The organism is Streptomyces sp. NPDC002467, assembly GCF_042889825.1.
Taxonomy (GTDB): Bacteria; Actinomycetota; Actinomycetes; order Streptomycetales; family Streptomycetaceae; genus Streptomyces.
In genome coordinates, this window is record NZ_JBIARJ010000003.1 from 491,014 (window position 1) to 504,900 (window position 13,887).

Sequence of the window (13,887 nt, forward strand, 5' to 3'; positions counted from 1 at the left end):
GAAGAGCTTGGGAGACCATCCACGATGACCACCGCACGCGAGATCGTGACCCCCGACCCCACCCGCCTTGGTCCCTTGAAGACCGTGGAGGCAGCGGCTCCGCTCGGACCCGCTCCGGCGGCGGACTCGGTCGGGCGGTGCGGGGGCGTGCACGCGCTGCTCACCCACCGTGTGGTGGACGACACCCTGCTCGTACGCCTGGAGCCCCGGCTGTCGATCCGCAACCGGGCTGCGGCCACGCTCGCGTTGGAGGAAGTCGTTGCCGCGTACTCCCTCCCGCACCTGGTGCTGGAAGCTCCCGGCATCCGCGCTCCGGCCGTCTTGAGTGCGGTTCTGCGCACCTCGCGGGCCTGTGGGAAGCGGGGCACCGTGCTTTCGGTGGTTGTGCCGGACGCGTCGAGCCGCGCCCTCCTGCGGGACGCCCTCGATGCGGGCGGCCGCGTCTTCGGCTCAACCGGCGAGGCGCTCATGGCGGTTCGGCGAGCCGTCGAGGTGTCCTGAAGCGTCCGGGGCCCCGCCGACCCGCTGGAGGCGGGCTCGGCTGGGCCCCGCCTTCATGTACGGATCTTCAGATACGCCCGCCGGTGAGGCGGGTGATCGGGCCGAGCCCGCGCCGTCCCGCGCGACGACCGAGGGCGTACGCGCCGGTCAGGAGGACCCCCGCAGCCGCGGCGGTAGCGGCGGCGCTGCGGGCCGGAGCTGTCGTCCGGACGTGACCGAGGTCGCCGACGCTCTCTCGTAGGGCCTGCGAGGCCGCGTGTGTCTTCTCGGCCGGCGGGGCGGGCAGAGCCGTCAGGCTGCCGGTCACCTCCGCGGCGGCGCCTGTGGCGGATCCGTTCGTCGTGCTCCGGCCGGCGTTGACGGTGTTCTCCGATGAATTCATGACGTGCGTGGGGCAGATCCGGCGCCGGGGGGTCCAGCGGCGGAAGGTCGGGAGTGCGGGCCGCCGCGCTCGTGGGGACCCTGGCGGGCAGCTCCGGCTCGGCCGTCCGGGGCTCGCGCGTCTTCTCCGTATCGTTCAAGTCGGCTGCTTGCCCCCTATTCCGGTCCGGACACGTGCCGGGTGCGTCAGGCCGTCCGGGGGGCGAGCGTCTGCCGGGGCGGCAGCCGGAGCGGGGTCGCGACCGCCGAGCAGAAATCGGCCAGCCCTGCCGCCAAGGCCTCCCGCGAGGCCGGTGACATCGTCGCCATCGCCTTCGCCAGGGCCTCCTGCCTGCGCGCGCGCAGGCCGTCGAGGTACGCCCGGCCGGCCGGCGTGAGGTGGACCAGGACTTCGCGCCGGTCGTCCGGTCCGGGGTGCCGTTCGAGGAAGCCGACCGCCTGGAGCCGGTCGCACAACCGGGTGACCGACGGCGGGGCCGCCTCCAGAAGCCGGCCCAGTTCCCGCAGGTTCATCTCGCTCCCGTCGACGAGGAACAGCACCCGGGCCTGGGCGGAGGAGACGGGCGGCTCGCTGACCGTGTCGCGCCCCCGCTCCCAGACCACCTCCAGCAGCTCGATCAGCTCGCTCATCTCCGCCACTGCCGACATGACCGGGCGGTGGGAGCCGCTCGGCGGCTGACTCATGTGACACTCCCTACCGGGCGTACGAGCCGCCTTTCCCGGCGAACCGGCGGCTTCGTGGTCCCCCATTTTGACAGTCGCGAGAGAGGCGGGTATCGAACCGGTGGCTGGAGGCGACGGAGTGGCGCGCACCCTGCGGGACGCGGCACCGCACGAGCTGTTCGAGAAGGTCCGCGAGGCACTGGTCCGCGACCACGGAGCACGGAGCGCGGAATTGCTGATGGCGGACTACGCCTCGGCCCGCCTCCAGCCCGTCACGGCCCAGCCGTACACCGCTGAGTCCGTGTCGGCGTACAACAGCCCGGAGGGCCGGGCCTTCGGCGCCCAGGAGCCGCACGTCGTCGCCCGGGAGGGCGGGGTCACCGCCCACCTTCCGGTGAGCGTGCGCGGTGACCGGCTGGGTGTCCTGAGCGTCCACTACGCGGCCGGCGCGTACGAGCCCGAGGCTCTCGGCCCGCTGACGGACGTGGCGGACGCGCTGGCCCACGAGATCCTCGTCGCCGACCGGGACACCGACTTCTTCCTCCAGGCCCGTCGGGCCAAGCGGCTCACCCTGGCCGCCGAGATGCAGTGGCAGTTGCTGCCCGGACGCTCCTGCTCGCGTCCGGAGTACGACCTCGGAGCGCAGTTGGAGCCCGCCTACGCCATCTACGGCGACTGCTTCGACTGGTCGGCCTCCGCCGACCACCTGACGCTGACCGTCAACAACGGCATGGGCGAGGGCATCGACGCCGCCCTGCTGACCAGCCTCGCCGTGAGCGCCATGCGCAACGCCCGCAGGGCCGGCCTCGGGATCGCCGACCAGGCGTCGCTGGCCGACCAGGCCCTGTACGGCCAGTACCGGGGCCGGACGCACCTGGCGGTGCTGCTGCTCCGCATCAGCCTGGACACCGGCGAGGCCGAGATCGTCGACGCGGGATCGCCCCGTCTCTGGCGACTGCGCGAGGGAACGGTGGAGCAGATCGAGCTGGAGGCCCAGCTGCCGCTCGGGATGTTCGAGGACACCGTCTACACCTGTCAGCGCCTTCGCCTGCTGCCCGGGGACCGGCTGTTCTTCCTGAGCGACGGCGTGTACGACGTCGTGTCCCCGGCCGGAGAGCGCTACAGCCTGAACGCCCTGGGCCGGGCCGTCCTGAACACCCGCCTGCTACCGCCCTCGCAAGTGCCCCGGGCGTTCCTGGAGGAGCTGGCCGGACACCGCGGCGCCGGCGAGGCCACCGACGACGCCATGGTCCTTTGCCTCGACTGGCACGGACGGCCCGGTGAGGGGCCGGGCGAGCCGTAGGGCGCCCGGGACGGGAGGATGCCACAGTGGTGGCATGTCCCGTCCCGGCCCGCCCGGAGCGCAAGAGGAGCCGGCCGCGGTGCTCGGCGCCGCGGCGGAACTCCTCGCGGTCCTGTACGCCCGGGGCCAGGACGCCGGAGCACCGGCCGTGTCCCCCTCGCAATGGAGGGCGCTCCTGGCGGTCGAGGCGGCCGAGGGCATCAACCTGCGGGCCCTGGGTTCCCTGCTCGATTCCCGCCCGCCGTCGGTCACCCGGCTATGCGGCCGGCTGGAAGCCATGGGTCTGCTCACGCGCGCTCCGCACCCGAGCAGTCGGCGTGAGGTGGAGCTCCGCCTCACGCCCCGGGCGCGAGCACTGCTGGACGAGCGGCGGACGGTCCGGGAGCGCGCCTTGACGGCGGTGCTCGCCCGGATGACTCCGGAAGACGTGGACGCGCTCGTGACGGGTCTCGTTGCGTTCCAGGAAGCGGCCGCCGGGCTCTTCTCGGCCGACCTCGCCGCGAGCACCCCGGGTCCGGCGGCCACGGCGAATCCCAACGCGGATGTGCTGACGGCCGCTCCTCGCGTGGATGACGTGCCGTCGTCGTCTGCCGCCCAGGCCGCGGCCACCCCGCCGGCGGGTCCCCGCGCCGGCGGGATTCCGGACACCGCCTGAGGGTGGGGCGGGGTCCTCGCGGGGGGCTGGTGCGACCTCCGGTGCGCACCCGGCATAATCATTGAGTTCGTAAAACATTGCCCTACGGCAAATGATCGCTCTACGCTGATCCGGCACGACCAGGCGTCCGTCGGACGTCCGCTTCCGGCGGCGAGAAGGGACAGGCGCGACGCGATGGCGAGCACTCTTGGGCTCGGGGACCGGCACCTCGCTGCCCGTACGCCACCGCGGCAGGCGGTAGACCGGGCCGGGCAGGCCGCCTCCGTCGAGGGGGACGACTCCCTGGCCCTGTGGGACGGGGCGCCGCCATATGTCCTGCTCATCGAGGACGACGAGGGCGACGCGCTGCTCGTCGAGGAACTGGTCGCGGACAGCGGCATCGACGTCCGCCTCGGCCGTGCCTCCTCCCTCGCCGACGCCCTGCACCTCCTGGAGAACGAGGCACCAGCCTGCGTGCTGCTCGACCTCCATCTCCCCGACGCCCAGGGGCTCGACGGACTGAAGAAGGTCCTGGCCGTCTCCGGTGAGGTCGCCGTCGTCGTCCTCACCGGCCTCTCCGAGGAACGTGCGGGACTGACCGCCGTCGCGGCCGGTGCCCAGGATTACCTGATCAAGGGGCGTGTGGAGCCGGACGTCTTCATGCGGGCCATCCGGTACGCGATCCAACGCAAGCGGACCGAGCTGGCGGCGGTCGCCCTCGAAGCGGGCCGGCTGCGCGCCGAGGAGAACGCCCGCCTCGAACGTGGTCTGCTGCCGACCCCGCTGCTCCTCGACGACCCGGCCGACGCCGTCAGCGTCTGCGCCCGCTATCACCCCGGACGGGCCCAGACACTGCTGGGCGGTGACTTCTACGACGTCGTCCAGACCCTCGACGGGGCCACCCACGCCGTCGTCGGCGATGTCTCCGGGCACGGCCCGAGCGAAGCGGCGCTCGGCGTGTGCCTGCGCGTGGCCTGGCGGTCCTTCGTGATGGCCGGCGCGCGCGACGCCGAGTTGCTCGGGCTGCTGGAGCGCATCCTCCTCGCGGAGCGCTCCGGACCCGAGATCTTCGCCACCCTGGTCTCCGTCACCCGCCCGCCAGGCGCCGCCGCCGTGTCCGTGCAGAGGGCCGGCCATCCCGGATTCCTGATCCGCTCCACGGCCGGCGTGGAACTGCGGACCGTCCCGGGAGGGCCCGCACTCGGCATCATGCCCGGCTGGGGCGCCGGTTGGCCCGTCACCGAGGTCCCGCTGGAGAAGGACAGCGCCGTGATGCTCTTCACCGACGGGCTGATCGAGGGACGCATCGGTCCGGGGTCCGAACGGCTCGACGAAGCCGGTCTCCTGGAAATCGCCCGCCGCCACGCCGACCTGCCCGCCGAACGGTTCGTCGACTCCCTCATCCAGGCGGCGCAGGGCCTCGCCGCGGACTGGGGCGGCCTGGCCGACGACGTCGCCGTACTGCACCTCGAATGGAACACCCCCACGTGACCCCCACCACCCAACCTCGGGCACGGCGCCGGGGAGCGGCCGCCGATCGGCACGGGCCCAACCTGCAGACATGGCTGACCACCGTGCTTGTCGTCCTGGCCCTCATGGTCGTCGGCACCGGCGTCCTCGGCGCCACCCTCCTCTCCCGCACGACGACGGCCGGAAACCGGCTCGTCGACGGGATCCTGCCCGCCCAGCGGGACGCGTTGCGGCTGGAGACCGCCCTCCTGGACCAGGAGACCGGCATACGGGGCTACCTGCTGGCCGACGCACCCGCACTGTTGGAGCCGTACGAACGCGGCCTGGCCAACGAGTCCACCGCCGCGCAGCGCCTGTCGACCGTCCTCGAAGGGGACGCACGGGTACGCGCCGACCTGGCGGCCGTGCAGGATGCCGCCCGCGCCTGGCGCCAGGAGTTCGCGGTGCCCGCCATCGCCTCCGTGGACGGCGGCGGCCCCCGTCCCTCCCTCCAGGCCGGCAAGGACCGTTTCGACGAGGTCCGTCGGCGGATCGCCGCGCAGCAGGCGCACCTGGACCGCATCCAGGCCGACGCCCGCACCACCTTCGGCGAGGCGCGTACGCAGCGCGACAAGATCCTCCTCGCGATCGTCGTCTCCTTCCTGCTGGCCGGCGCCGCCCTCGGGATCCTCCTGCACATCGGTGTGCTCCGACCCCTCGCCCTGGTGCGCACGGCCTCCCGGCGCGTCGCGAACGGGGCCTTCGACGAGCAGATCCCGCTGCGCGGCCCGGCCGAGCTGCGGGACCTGGCCGCGGCCGTGGAAGCCATGCGGCACCGCACCGTCGCCGAACTGAACGAGTCGCGGCGCAACGCCGAGCGCCTCGACCGCACCGCCGCGGAACTCGACGCCCAGGCGGTCGAGTTGCGCCGCTCCAACGCGGAACTGGAGCAGTTCGCGTACGTCGCCTCGCACGACCTCCAGGAGCCGCTGCGCAAGGTGGCCTCCTTCTGCCAGCTCCTGGAGAAGCGCTACGGGGACAAGCTCGACGAGCGAGGCACCCAGTACATCGCCTTCGCCGTCGACGGCGCCAAGCGGATGCAGGTGCTGATCAACGACCTGCTGACCTTCTCGCGGGTGGGACGGATCCAGGACGCCCGCGAGACGGTCGCCTTGGACGATTCCCTGGACCGGGCGCTGCGCAACCTGGCCGCCGCCGTCGAGGAGAGCGACGCGGAGATCACGCGGCCCGAGCGGCTCCCGGACGTGGTGGGCGACCCCACGCTCCTGACCATGCTGTGGCAGAACCTGCTCGGCAACGCCGTCAAGTTCCGCTCGCCCGACCGCACCGCGAAGGTGGAGGTCGCGGTGGTCGACGAGCCCGTGGCGGACCCGGGTTTCGCCACCTTCTCCGTCACGGACAACGGCATCGGCGTCCCGGCCGAGTTCGCCGAGAAGGTGTTCGTCATCTTCCAGCGGCTGCACGGCCGTGAGGCGTACGGAGGGACCGGCATCGGCCTCGCGCTGTGCAAGAAGATCGTCGAACACGCGGGCGGCCGGATCCGGATCGACACGGCCCACCGAGAGGGCACTCGGATCGTCTTCACCCTGCCCGTCGCCCCGGATGCCGATGCCGTACCCGACCCCGTACCCACCGAAGGAACCCCCTCATGAGCGACCACACCCGGGCAGCCCCCGCCGAAGTCCTGCTGGTCGAGGACGACGCGGGCGACGAGCTGATGACCCGTGAGGCCTTCGCCGACAACAAGATCGGGAACGTCCTTCACGTGGTACGGGACGGCCTGGAGGCGCTGGACTTCCTCTACCGGCGGGGCGAGCACGCGGACGCGCCCCGCCCCGACCTCATCCTCCTCGACCTGAACCTGCCGAAGTACGACGGCCGGCAGGTGCTCGAGCAGATCAAGACGGATCCGGAGCTGAGCCACATCCCCGTGGTCGTGCTCACCACCTCGGCCGCCGAGGAGGACATCCTGCGCAGCTACAAGTTGCACGCCAACGCCTACGTGACGAAGCCGGTCGACCTCGACCAGTTCATGCGGGCGATCCAGCAGATCGACGATTTCTTCATCACAGTCGTCAAACTGCCCCGTGCCGGCCGGTGAGGGCCGGACGGATACGGGGCGCAGCGCGATCCGGCGCAAGAACTCGGAGAGGACGGCCATGAACAGGGACACGCAGGACACGGAATCACGCAGCCACGTCGAGACGCGGTCCGAAGGGGACGTACGGATCGTGGTGATGGCGGGCGAGTTCGACATGGACAACGTGGCCGCGCTGCGGGTCGCGATGGACCCCGCGGCGCAGGGTGTGTCCCGGTACGTACTGGACGTCGCCGCAGTGACGTTCGTCGACTCGACCGCACTGGGCGTCCTGCTGCTGCCGGCCCTGGAACGGCCGGTGGTCCTGGCCGGGAGCGTACCCGCCCGCCTGGCCCGGCTCCTGGAACTCACCGGCGCCGACACCGCGTTCGCCACCGCGCCAGATGTGACCGAGGCCACCACCATGACCGTTGTGCCCCGGCGGGTGTGACGGGGGCGAGGCCCTTCCCCGGTTTGAGAACCGCAATCGCGGCCATACGGGCGTCCGACAGCGTTCGACGTCCGTCGAGGTCCCCGGTCCGACACGGATCGGGGACCTCGACGCGCGAAGGGGAGGGGACCTCGTATGACGACACCGGACGAGGACGTGCCCGCGTCCGTGCGGGGCACGGGCCTCGGGCGTGACGTGGTGCTGGTGGTCGGGCTGCTCGGCATCGGCATCGGCGGCCTGGTCGCGTTCGTGAAGGCCGCGCCGGAGAGCGGCGCCGGACTCGTGGCGCCGATCGCCGCCTTGGCCGCGCTGCTGATCGGAGCGGGACTGGTGAAGTGGACGGTCGCCCCCGGTCGGCCCCGCGTCCCCCGACGGCCCGGCACCCGAGGACGGCGCCCGGCAGCCGCGCTCGACGGGAGCGCGTCACCGGCGACGGAGCTCCCCGATGTGGGGAGCGAGGCCCTGGACCATGTCGGGGCGGACGCGGACGGCTTCGAGCACACGGTCGCCGCCTTGTGTGCCCGGGACGGCTGCGCCTCGGTGGAGGTCGTCGGCGGCGCGGGCGACCTGGGTGCCGACGTCCTCGCCACGACGGCGGACGGGAGGCGGGTGGTGCTGCAGTGCAAGCACTACTCCGAGGACAACCGGGTCGGCTCGCAGGACCTCCAACGCTTCGGTGGGACCTGTTTCGCGGTCCACCAGGCGGATGTCGCCGTCCTCGTCACGACCGGTTCCCTCACCGCTCCCGCTGCCGAGTACGCCGAAACCTGCGGGATCGTCTGCGTCGACGGCCAGGCCCTGGCGGCGTGGACGGAGATGGAGGCACCGCCTCCGTGGGAGTCGGGCGGACAGGAGCCCGGAGCGGAGGCCTCAGCCTGACCCGCCCCGCCGTTCCGCCCGTCCCGACCGAGGAGCACCGCCATGACCGACACCGACACCACCCCCGCCGCCCGCACCGCGCCGCTGCCCGGACCCGGGCCCGTCGCCCCCGGCGCGGACTTGGAGCAGGAGCGCATTCACCGCATCCGCCGCCGGTTGGAGAGACTGATCGGCATCGCGGCGACCGAGGGGAACTCCGTACGCCCCCTGCGCAACGGGGACGAGATCTTCGCCGCGATGCTGGACGCCATAGGCTCCGCCCGCCACACCGTCGACATGATGACGTTCGTCTACTGGAAGGGCACCATCGCCCGCCGGTTCGCCGAGGCCCTGGCCGAACGCGCCCGCGCCGGGGTCCGGGTACGGCTGCTCCTGGACGGCTTCGGCAGCCGCCTGATCGAGAAGGATCTCCTGCGGCAGATGGACGCCGCCGGCGTGGAGGTCGCCTGGTTCCGCAAGCCCGCCTACCTCTCCCCGCTCAAGCAGAACCACCGCTGCCACCGCAAGGTCCTCGTCGTCGACGAACGGACGGCCTTCACCGGTGGAGTGGGCATCGCCGAGGAATGGTGCGGTGACGCCCGCAACCCGGGGGAGTGGCGCGACACGCACGCAGAGGTCCGCGGACCCGCTGTCGACGGGATCGCAGCGGCGTTCGCGCAGAACTGGGCGGAGTGCCATCCGGAGCTCTTCGACGAACGGGACCGCTTCGTGTCCCACGAGCCGGCCGGCTCCGCCATCGTCCAAGTGGTGCGCGGCTCGGCGGCCTTCGGCTGGCAGGACATGCAGACGCTGATGCGCGTGATCCTCGAATCGGCGCAGGAGCGTGTGCGCCTGGCGACCGCGTACTTCGCCCCCGACAGCCATTTCGTCGACCTCCTCGCCGCCACGGCCCGCCGGGGCGTCACGGTCGAGATCCTGCTGCCCGGCCCGCACACGGACAAACGCGTCTGCCAACTGGCCGGACAGCACCACTACGAGGCGCTCAACGCCGCGGGGGTGCGCATCCACCAGTACCAGCCGACCATGATGCACGCGAAGGTCATCACCACGGACGGTGTGGTCTCCCTCATCGGCTCGTCCAACTTCAACCGCCGCTCCCTCGACCACGACGAGGAGGTCATGCTGGCGGTGATGGACCCGGACCTCACCCGGACCCTGGACGAGCACTACGACCAGGACCTGGAGGTCAGCACACGGATCGTCCGGCGCCGCTGGAAGCGCCGCTCCCTGCTGCAGCGCGCCCGGGAGCTGTCGGTCCGCCCGCTGCGCCGCTATCTGTGAGGGGCCGGGCGGTCAGGACAGGCGCAGGACGGCGCTGATCGTCTTGCCGTCGGCGTGCGTCCGGCACTCCACGTGCTCCGCGAGGCGTTGTACGAGTGGCCACCCGTACCCGCCCGGACGCTCGACCGTACCGGTCCGGGCGGCGGGGACCAGGGGGCTGGCGTCGCCGATGGACAGGCTCAGGAGGTCCTCGATGACGTCGGCACGGAAGGCGGTGACCCCGCCGCCGTGGCGGATCGCGTTGGTGACGAGCTCCGACGTGACGAGGAGTGCGTCCGCGGCGGTGGCCGTGTCGAGCCCCACCCCGGCGCGCAGCAGCACCTCGCTGACACGGGCGCGGGCGGCCGCCGCGGAGGCGGGCGGGCGGGCGGACCGCGGCGCGTCCTCCCGCGTCCGCCCGTTGCCCAGGACGTCGCCCGAATCCGGTGAGGTGTTCATGACGTCAGCGCTGCCTCCAGACTGTCCGCCATCGTGAAGGCGGATGCGGCCCCGGTGACCTCGAACAACCGCTGCACCGCGGTCTGCAGAGGACCGGCGAGCACGAGGATCGCTCCGGCACTCCGGTGGGCACGCTGGGCGTCCAGCAGGGCGTGCAGGACCGAGGAGTCCGCGAAGCACGTACCGGAGAGGTCGACCACTGTACGGGCGAGACCGCTCGCAGGCGTGGCCGCGAGGGCCCGGTTCAGGGCGGGTGCCTGTACCTCGTCGATGTCGCCCTGCAGGCGGACGACTGCGACGCCCTGTTCGGTGGTCGTCGTGACGACCGCTTCGTCTCCGGTCACCCCGACATCCTCCTACATGGGAGGCCGGAGGGGGCAAGGGGGGTACGGGGGTACGTGGGAGCCGGGCGCCCCCACCCGTGCGGGTGACGGTTCGTCATGATGTCGGAAGGGTGCCCGGTTGCGGCCGACGTGCTCTGTGGAGGATGGTTGCCGTAAGGCAACTATGTCTCCGTCCTGAAGAGGAAGAGGTGAGGGGTTCGCGCAGCGGGCCTTGGATGTGTGGTTCCTTTCCCGCAGATGACGTCCGGTCCACCGGCAGCGGCCCTCCCGTGGAGTGAGGCCCCGTACCCTGTTCTCGCTGCCGACCCCCAGGCCAAGGTGGTCTTCGCCAACGAGGCGGCCCGGCTGGTCTTCCCGCAGGCGCGACCCGGCGCGGCCCTGGCCGACGTGGTGCCCGCCTGGCTGGCCGCAGCGCACGCGCGGCACCGGGCCGACCCCGTCCCCGCGACCCCGCCGGCGCCCGACGCGGCCCGGTTCGTACAGGGCCCGGTGGGCGAGGGATCGTTCGAGGCGCACCCCACCCGCAGGGACGACGGAAGCGTGGTGTGGTGGCTCGTGGACGACACGGACCACCGGCTGGCCCGGGAAGCCCTGCGGACGGAACAGGAACGCACGGCGTTCCTCGTCCGCTCGTCCAACCTGCTGCTGTCCTCGCTGAATCTGGACCGCTGCATGGACGTCACGGCACAGCTGGCCGCCGAGCACCTCACCGACGCCGCCCTGGTGATCGCACCCGCGCGCGACACCGGCCTGCCGGTGGTGGCCTGCGTGCGCGGCGGCACGCCCTCGGTCTCGCTGCGGGCCGTCGACCCCGACGAAGTCCCGGGTCTGGCGGAGGCGCTCCAGGGTTTCCCGCCCGTTCCCTCCCGCTGGATCGATCCCGCGGCCGCGCCCGACTGGCTGCTCCCCGAAGGCCTGGACAGTGTCGGGTCGATCGTCGTCACCCCCCTGCCCGGCCACGGGGTGCCGGCCGGCGCACTCGTCCTGCTGCGCGGCACCGGAGCCCCCGCCTTCACGGAGGGAGAAGAGGTCTTCGCGAGACTGTTCGCGGCCCGCGCCGGCGCGGCGATGTCGGCCGCACGCCTCTACGCAGAGCAGGCGTCGGTCACCGAGACCCTGATGCGTGAGCTGCTGCCGCCCCGGCTGGGCCAGGTGGCCGGCGTCGAGTACGCGGGGGGCTACCGCCCTTCCAAGGACCACGAGCGGGTCGGCGGCGACTTCTACGACGTCCACCCGGCCGTCGACGAGGGCGACGCGTCGCTGGTCGTGCTCGGCGACGTCTGCGGCAAGGGCCTGGAAGCCGCCGTCATGACCGGGAAGATCCGCAACACGCTGCACGCGCTGCTCCCCATGGCAGACGACCACCACCGGATGCTCAGCCTCCTCAACTCCGCGCTCCTCAACTCCGAGAGCACCCGCTTCGCCACCATGGTGCTCGCCTCCGCCACACGCGAAGGCAACAGCGTGCGGCTGCGGCTCACCAGCGCAGGCCACCCCGCCCCGCTGCTCCTGCGCTCCGACGGCCGGATCGAGGCGGCGGCCACGCAGGGCACCCTGGTGGGGGTGCTCCCCGCCGTCTCCGCCGAGACGGCCTCGGTCACGCTGGCACCCGGGGACGCCTGCGTCCTGTACACCGACGGGATCAGCGAGGCCCGCGGCGGACCACTGGGCGGGGCGATGTTCGGCGAGGAGCGGCTGCGGCGAGCCCTGTCCGAGTGCGCGGCGATGCCCGCCCAGGCCGTCGTCGAACACGTGCAGATGCTCACCGCCCAGTGGGTGGGCCAGGGCCGTCACGACGACATGGCCATCGTGGTGATCTCCGCGCCGCGCACCAACCACCTCAGCGCGGTGGACGGCCGCACCCGGGGCAGGTTCACCGCATGAGATCACAGAGCACCTCCCCGATCCCGAGCACGGACGCCCTTGCCGAAGAAGTATGGGAATCCGTCACGGCCCTCGACGAACCCGCCGCGGTGGGGTCGGTCCTACGGGCGCTCGACGACGGCGTCGACCCGGAGTCCGTCCTGCTGGAGGTGATCGGCCGGGTCCAGGGCCGGGTGGGCGAGGAGTGGGTCGCGAACCGCATCAGCGTGGCCCAGGAGCACGCCGCCACCGCCATGAACGAGCGGGCCGTGGCGGCGCTTGCCCTGCATCCCGCGGCACGAACGGAACCCCGGCACGGCCGGATCACGGTCGCCTGTGTGGACGGTGAATGGCACGCCCTGCCGGCCCGCCTGCTCGCGGAGGTCCTGCGGATCCGCGGCTGGCACGTCGACTACCTCGGCGCCCAGGTACCCGCCCCTCATCTCATCGCGCACGTGCACCGCACCGGCCCCGACGCGGTGGCCCTCTCCGGCTCCATCCCCACGCGCCTGCCCGTCGCACACGCGACGATCACCGCCTGCCAGGCCGTCGGTACCCCTGTGATCGCCGGCGGCGCCGCCTTCGGGCCCGGCGGCCGCTACGCCCGGCTCCTGGGCGCGGACGCGTGGGCGCCCGACGCCCGCACCGCCGCGGACGAGCTCGCCCGTCGGCCGCTGCCCCGGCCCCGCCCCGGCCACCAGGCCATCGACGACCTCCCCCACCTGAAGGACCAGGAGTACACGCTCGTCGTGCGCAGCCGGCCCCGCCTGGTCCGCGAGGTGCTCGCCGAACTGGAGGACGCCTACCCCGCGGTGCGCGACTACACCGAGGCGCAGCGCGAGCGCGCGGCCGAAGACCTCTCCCACATCGTGGAGTTCCTCGCCACCGCCCTCTACACCGACGACGAGGAACTCTTCGGCGGCTTCCTGCTCTGGACCGCCGACGTCCTGCACGCCCGAGGGGTCCCGGCGGCTTCTCTGCTGTCCGCCCTGACGCTGCTGCGCCGCCGCCTCGTGGACTTCCCCCGTGCCGTCGCCGGGCTCCGCGCCGGCGCGGACCGCCTCACCCGTACCCTCCTGACCGTCGCCGGGAACGCCGAATGACCAGCTCGCCCTCCACTCCGCTCCGCCTGTCGTGCCGCCGGGCCGACGGCGCCCTCCGCATCGAGCTGCGGGGCGACCTCGACCACCGGTACGCCGACCTGTTGGTCCACGACGTCAGCCGTGTGCTGGGGGAGGGCGGCGCGCCGCTCGAGGTCCGGCTGGACTGCTCGGGCGTGACCGGGGTCGACGCGAGCGGCCTGTCGGCCCTGCTGATGGTCCGCCGCCGTACCGACGCGGTCGGGGCGGCGCTGCACCTCGACGGTCGCCCCCGGCAGATGGAGCGGCTGCTGGAACAGACCGGCACCCTCGCGCACTTCACGGGGGGCGCCGGTGCGCGCACTCCGCTGACCGGGCCGGCCGAGGCCCCCGCCCCCTCGCCCTCGTCCACCCCGAACCCCACGGCCTGACCTCACCTCGGCGGCCGCCCCCGCCCGGACGTCGCGCGCGCGACGTCCCGGCCCCGCCCCGGCGCTCGCCCGAAGTGCCGGGGCAGGGCCGT

At 72.8% G+C, this 13,887-nt stretch carries 16 protein-coding genes; 12 read left to right on the top strand and 4 right to left on the bottom strand.

Features of this window, described 5'->3' with window-relative positions; all coding sequences use genetic code 11:
* Nucleotides 1–24: 24 nt before the first annotated feature.
* Nucleotides 25–501, top strand: coding sequence for a hypothetical protein (locus ACFYYJ_RS08755; protein WP_389130078.1), 477 nt, complete (start codon nt 25–27; stop codon nt 499–501).
* Nucleotides 502–568: 67 nt separating this feature from the next.
* Here the strand turns inward: ACFYYJ_RS08755 and ACFYYJ_RS08760 are convergent, their stop codons facing one another.
* The gene (locus ACFYYJ_RS08760; protein ID WP_389130081.1) at nt 569–883 is read right to left on the bottom strand and encodes a hypothetical protein; all 315 of its coding nucleotides are present in this window, start codon (nt 881–883) and stop codon (nt 569–571) included.
* Nucleotides 884–1,068: 185 nt separating this feature from the next.
* Nucleotides 1,069–1,566, bottom strand: coding sequence for a MarR family winged helix-turn-helix transcriptional regulator (locus tag ACFYYJ_RS08765; protein WP_385125341.1), 498 nt, complete (start codon nt 1,564–1,566; stop codon nt 1,069–1,071).
* 118 nt (nt 1,567–1,684) lie between these two features.
* Between ACFYYJ_RS08765 and ACFYYJ_RS08770 the strand changes: the two genes are divergently transcribed.
* The 8 genes from ACFYYJ_RS08770 (at nt 1,685) to ACFYYJ_RS08805 (ending at nt 9,640) form a co-directional block, all read left to right on the top strand.
* Nucleotides 1,685–2,848, top strand: coding sequence for a PP2C family protein-serine/threonine phosphatase (locus tag ACFYYJ_RS08770; RefSeq protein ID WP_389130086.1), 1,164 nt, complete (start codon nt 1,685–1,687; stop codon nt 2,846–2,848).
* 34 nt (nt 2,849–2,882) lie between these two features.
* A complete protein-coding gene (locus ACFYYJ_RS08775) occupies nt 2,883–3,503 on the top strand; it encodes a MarR family transcriptional regulator (RefSeq protein WP_389130089.1) in 621 nt (206 codons plus the stop codon).
* A 174-nt stretch (nt 3,504–3,677) separates the two neighbouring features.
* The gene (locus tag ACFYYJ_RS08780; protein WP_385364576.1) at nt 3,678–4,973 is read left to right on the top strand and encodes a PP2C family protein-serine/threonine phosphatase; all 1,296 of its coding nucleotides are present in this window, start codon (nt 3,678–3,680) and stop codon (nt 4,971–4,973) included.
* Nucleotides 4,974–5,077: 104 nt separating this feature from the next.
* The gene (locus ACFYYJ_RS08785; RefSeq protein ID WP_389130505.1) at nt 5,078–6,604 is read left to right on the top strand and encodes an ATP-binding protein; all 1,527 of its coding nucleotides are present in this window, start codon (nt 5,078–5,080) and stop codon (nt 6,602–6,604) included.
* Nucleotides 6,601–7,053 carry a response regulator gene (locus ACFYYJ_RS08790; RefSeq protein WP_384591181.1) on the top strand — a complete coding sequence of 151 codons (453 nt, stop codon included), beginning with the start codon at nt 6,601–6,603 and terminating at the stop codon, nt 7,051–7,053. Before ACFYYJ_RS08785 ends, ACFYYJ_RS08790 begins: the two co-directional genes overlap by 4 nt.
* 58 nt (nt 7,054–7,111) lie before the next feature.
* The gene (locus ACFYYJ_RS08795) at nt 7,112–7,480 is read left to right on the top strand and encodes an STAS domain-containing protein (protein WP_384591184.1); all 369 of its coding nucleotides are present in this window, start codon (nt 7,112–7,114) and stop codon (nt 7,478–7,480) included.
* A 135-nt stretch (nt 7,481–7,615) separates the two neighbouring features.
* On the top strand, nt 7,616–8,359 hold the full coding sequence (locus ACFYYJ_RS08800; RefSeq protein WP_384591187.1) for a restriction endonuclease: 744 nt from the start codon (nt 7,616–7,618) through the stop codon (nt 8,357–8,359).
* A 42-nt stretch (nt 8,360–8,401) separates the two neighbouring features.
* On the top strand, nt 8,402–9,640 hold the full coding sequence (locus ACFYYJ_RS08805; RefSeq protein WP_389130095.1) for a phosphatidylserine/phosphatidylglycerophosphate/cardiolipin synthase family protein: 1,239 nt from the start codon (nt 8,402–8,404) through the stop codon (nt 9,638–9,640).
* Nucleotides 9,641–9,652: 12 nt separating this feature from the next.
* Here the strand turns inward: ACFYYJ_RS08805 and ACFYYJ_RS08810 are convergent, their stop codons facing one another.
* Both ACFYYJ_RS08810 and ACFYYJ_RS08815 read right to left on the bottom strand, forming a co-directional pair.
* On the bottom strand, nt 9,653–10,078 hold the full coding sequence (locus ACFYYJ_RS08810; protein ID WP_389130098.1) for an ATP-binding protein: 426 nt from the start codon (nt 10,076–10,078) through the stop codon (nt 9,653–9,655).
* Nucleotides 10,075–10,422 (bottom strand): STAS domain-containing protein, encoded by a 348-nt coding sequence (locus ACFYYJ_RS08815; protein WP_389130101.1) that lies wholly within the window; start codon nt 10,420–10,422, stop codon nt 10,075–10,077. Before ACFYYJ_RS08815 ends, ACFYYJ_RS08810 begins: the two co-directional genes overlap by 4 nt.
* A 237-nt stretch (nt 10,423–10,659) precedes the next feature.
* Here ACFYYJ_RS08815 and ACFYYJ_RS08820 point away from each other — a divergent pair, with 237 nt between their 5' ends.
* The 3 genes from ACFYYJ_RS08820 to ACFYYJ_RS08830 are packed head-to-tail and all read left to right on the top strand — an operon-like array spanning nt 10,660 to nt 13,795.
* Nucleotides 10,660–12,306, top strand: coding sequence for a PP2C family protein-serine/threonine phosphatase (locus ACFYYJ_RS08820; protein WP_389130104.1), 1,647 nt, complete (start codon nt 10,660–10,662; stop codon nt 12,304–12,306).
* A complete protein-coding gene (locus ACFYYJ_RS08825; RefSeq protein ID WP_389130107.1) occupies nt 12,303–13,388 on the top strand; it encodes a B12-binding domain-containing protein in 1,086 nt (361 codons plus the stop codon). The genes ACFYYJ_RS08820 and ACFYYJ_RS08825 overlap by 4 nt, the downstream gene beginning before the upstream one ends.
* Complete coding sequence (locus ACFYYJ_RS08830; protein ID WP_389130110.1) at nt 13,385–13,795, top strand: STAS domain-containing protein; 411 nt, start codon at nt 13,385–13,387, stop codon at nt 13,793–13,795. Before ACFYYJ_RS08825 ends, ACFYYJ_RS08830 begins: the two co-directional genes overlap by 4 nt.
* Nucleotides 13,796–13,887 lie beyond the last annotated feature (92 nt).

Excerpts from the sequence above, each read along its gene's own strand:
- ACFYYJ_RS08830 (WP_389130110.1), top strand. The coding sequence starts at position 13,385 with ATGACCAGCTCGCCCTCCACTCCGCTCCGCCTGTCGTGCCGCCGGGCC.
- ACFYYJ_RS08785 (WP_389130505.1), top strand. The coding sequence starts at position 5,078 with ATGGTCGTCGGCACCGGCGTCCTCGGCGCCACCCTCCTCTCCCGCACG.
- ACFYYJ_RS08795 (WP_384591184.1), top strand. The coding sequence starts at position 7,112 with ATGAACAGGGACACGCAGGACACGGAATCACGCAGCCACGTCGAGACG.
- ACFYYJ_RS08765 (WP_385125341.1), bottom strand. The coding sequence starts at position 1,566 with ATGAGTCAGCCGCCGAGCGGCTCCCACCGCCCGGTCATGTCGGCAGTG.
- ACFYYJ_RS08755 (WP_389130078.1), top strand. The coding sequence starts at position 25 with ATGACCACCGCACGCGAGATCGTGACCCCCGACCCCACCCGCCTTGGT.
- ACFYYJ_RS08800 (WP_384591187.1), top strand. The coding sequence starts at position 7,616 with ATGACGACACCGGACGAGGACGTGCCCGCGTCCGTGCGGGGCACGGGC.
- ACFYYJ_RS08780 (WP_385364576.1), top strand. The coding sequence starts at position 3,678 with ATGGCGAGCACTCTTGGGCTCGGGGACCGGCACCTCGCTGCCCGTACG.
- ACFYYJ_RS08810 (WP_389130098.1), bottom strand. The coding sequence starts at position 10,078 with ATGAACACCTCACCGGATTCGGGCGACGTCCTGGGCAACGGGCGGACG.
- ACFYYJ_RS08825 (WP_389130107.1), top strand. The coding sequence starts at position 12,303 with ATGAGATCACAGAGCACCTCCCCGATCCCGAGCACGGACGCCCTTGCC.
- ACFYYJ_RS08790 (WP_384591181.1), top strand. The coding sequence starts at position 6,601 with ATGAGCGACCACACCCGGGCAGCCCCCGCCGAAGTCCTGCTGGTCGAG.
- ACFYYJ_RS08760 (WP_389130081.1), bottom strand. The coding sequence starts at position 883 with ATGAATTCATCGGAGAACACCGTCAACGCCGGCCGGAGCACGACGAAC.
- ACFYYJ_RS08775 (WP_389130089.1), top strand. The coding sequence starts at position 2,883 with ATGTCCCGTCCCGGCCCGCCCGGAGCGCAAGAGGAGCCGGCCGCGGTG.
- ACFYYJ_RS08805 (WP_389130095.1), top strand. The coding sequence starts at position 8,402 with ATGACCGACACCGACACCACCCCCGCCGCCCGCACCGCGCCGCTGCCC.
- ACFYYJ_RS08820 (WP_389130104.1), top strand. The coding sequence starts at position 10,660 with ATGACGTCCGGTCCACCGGCAGCGGCCCTCCCGTGGAGTGAGGCCCCG.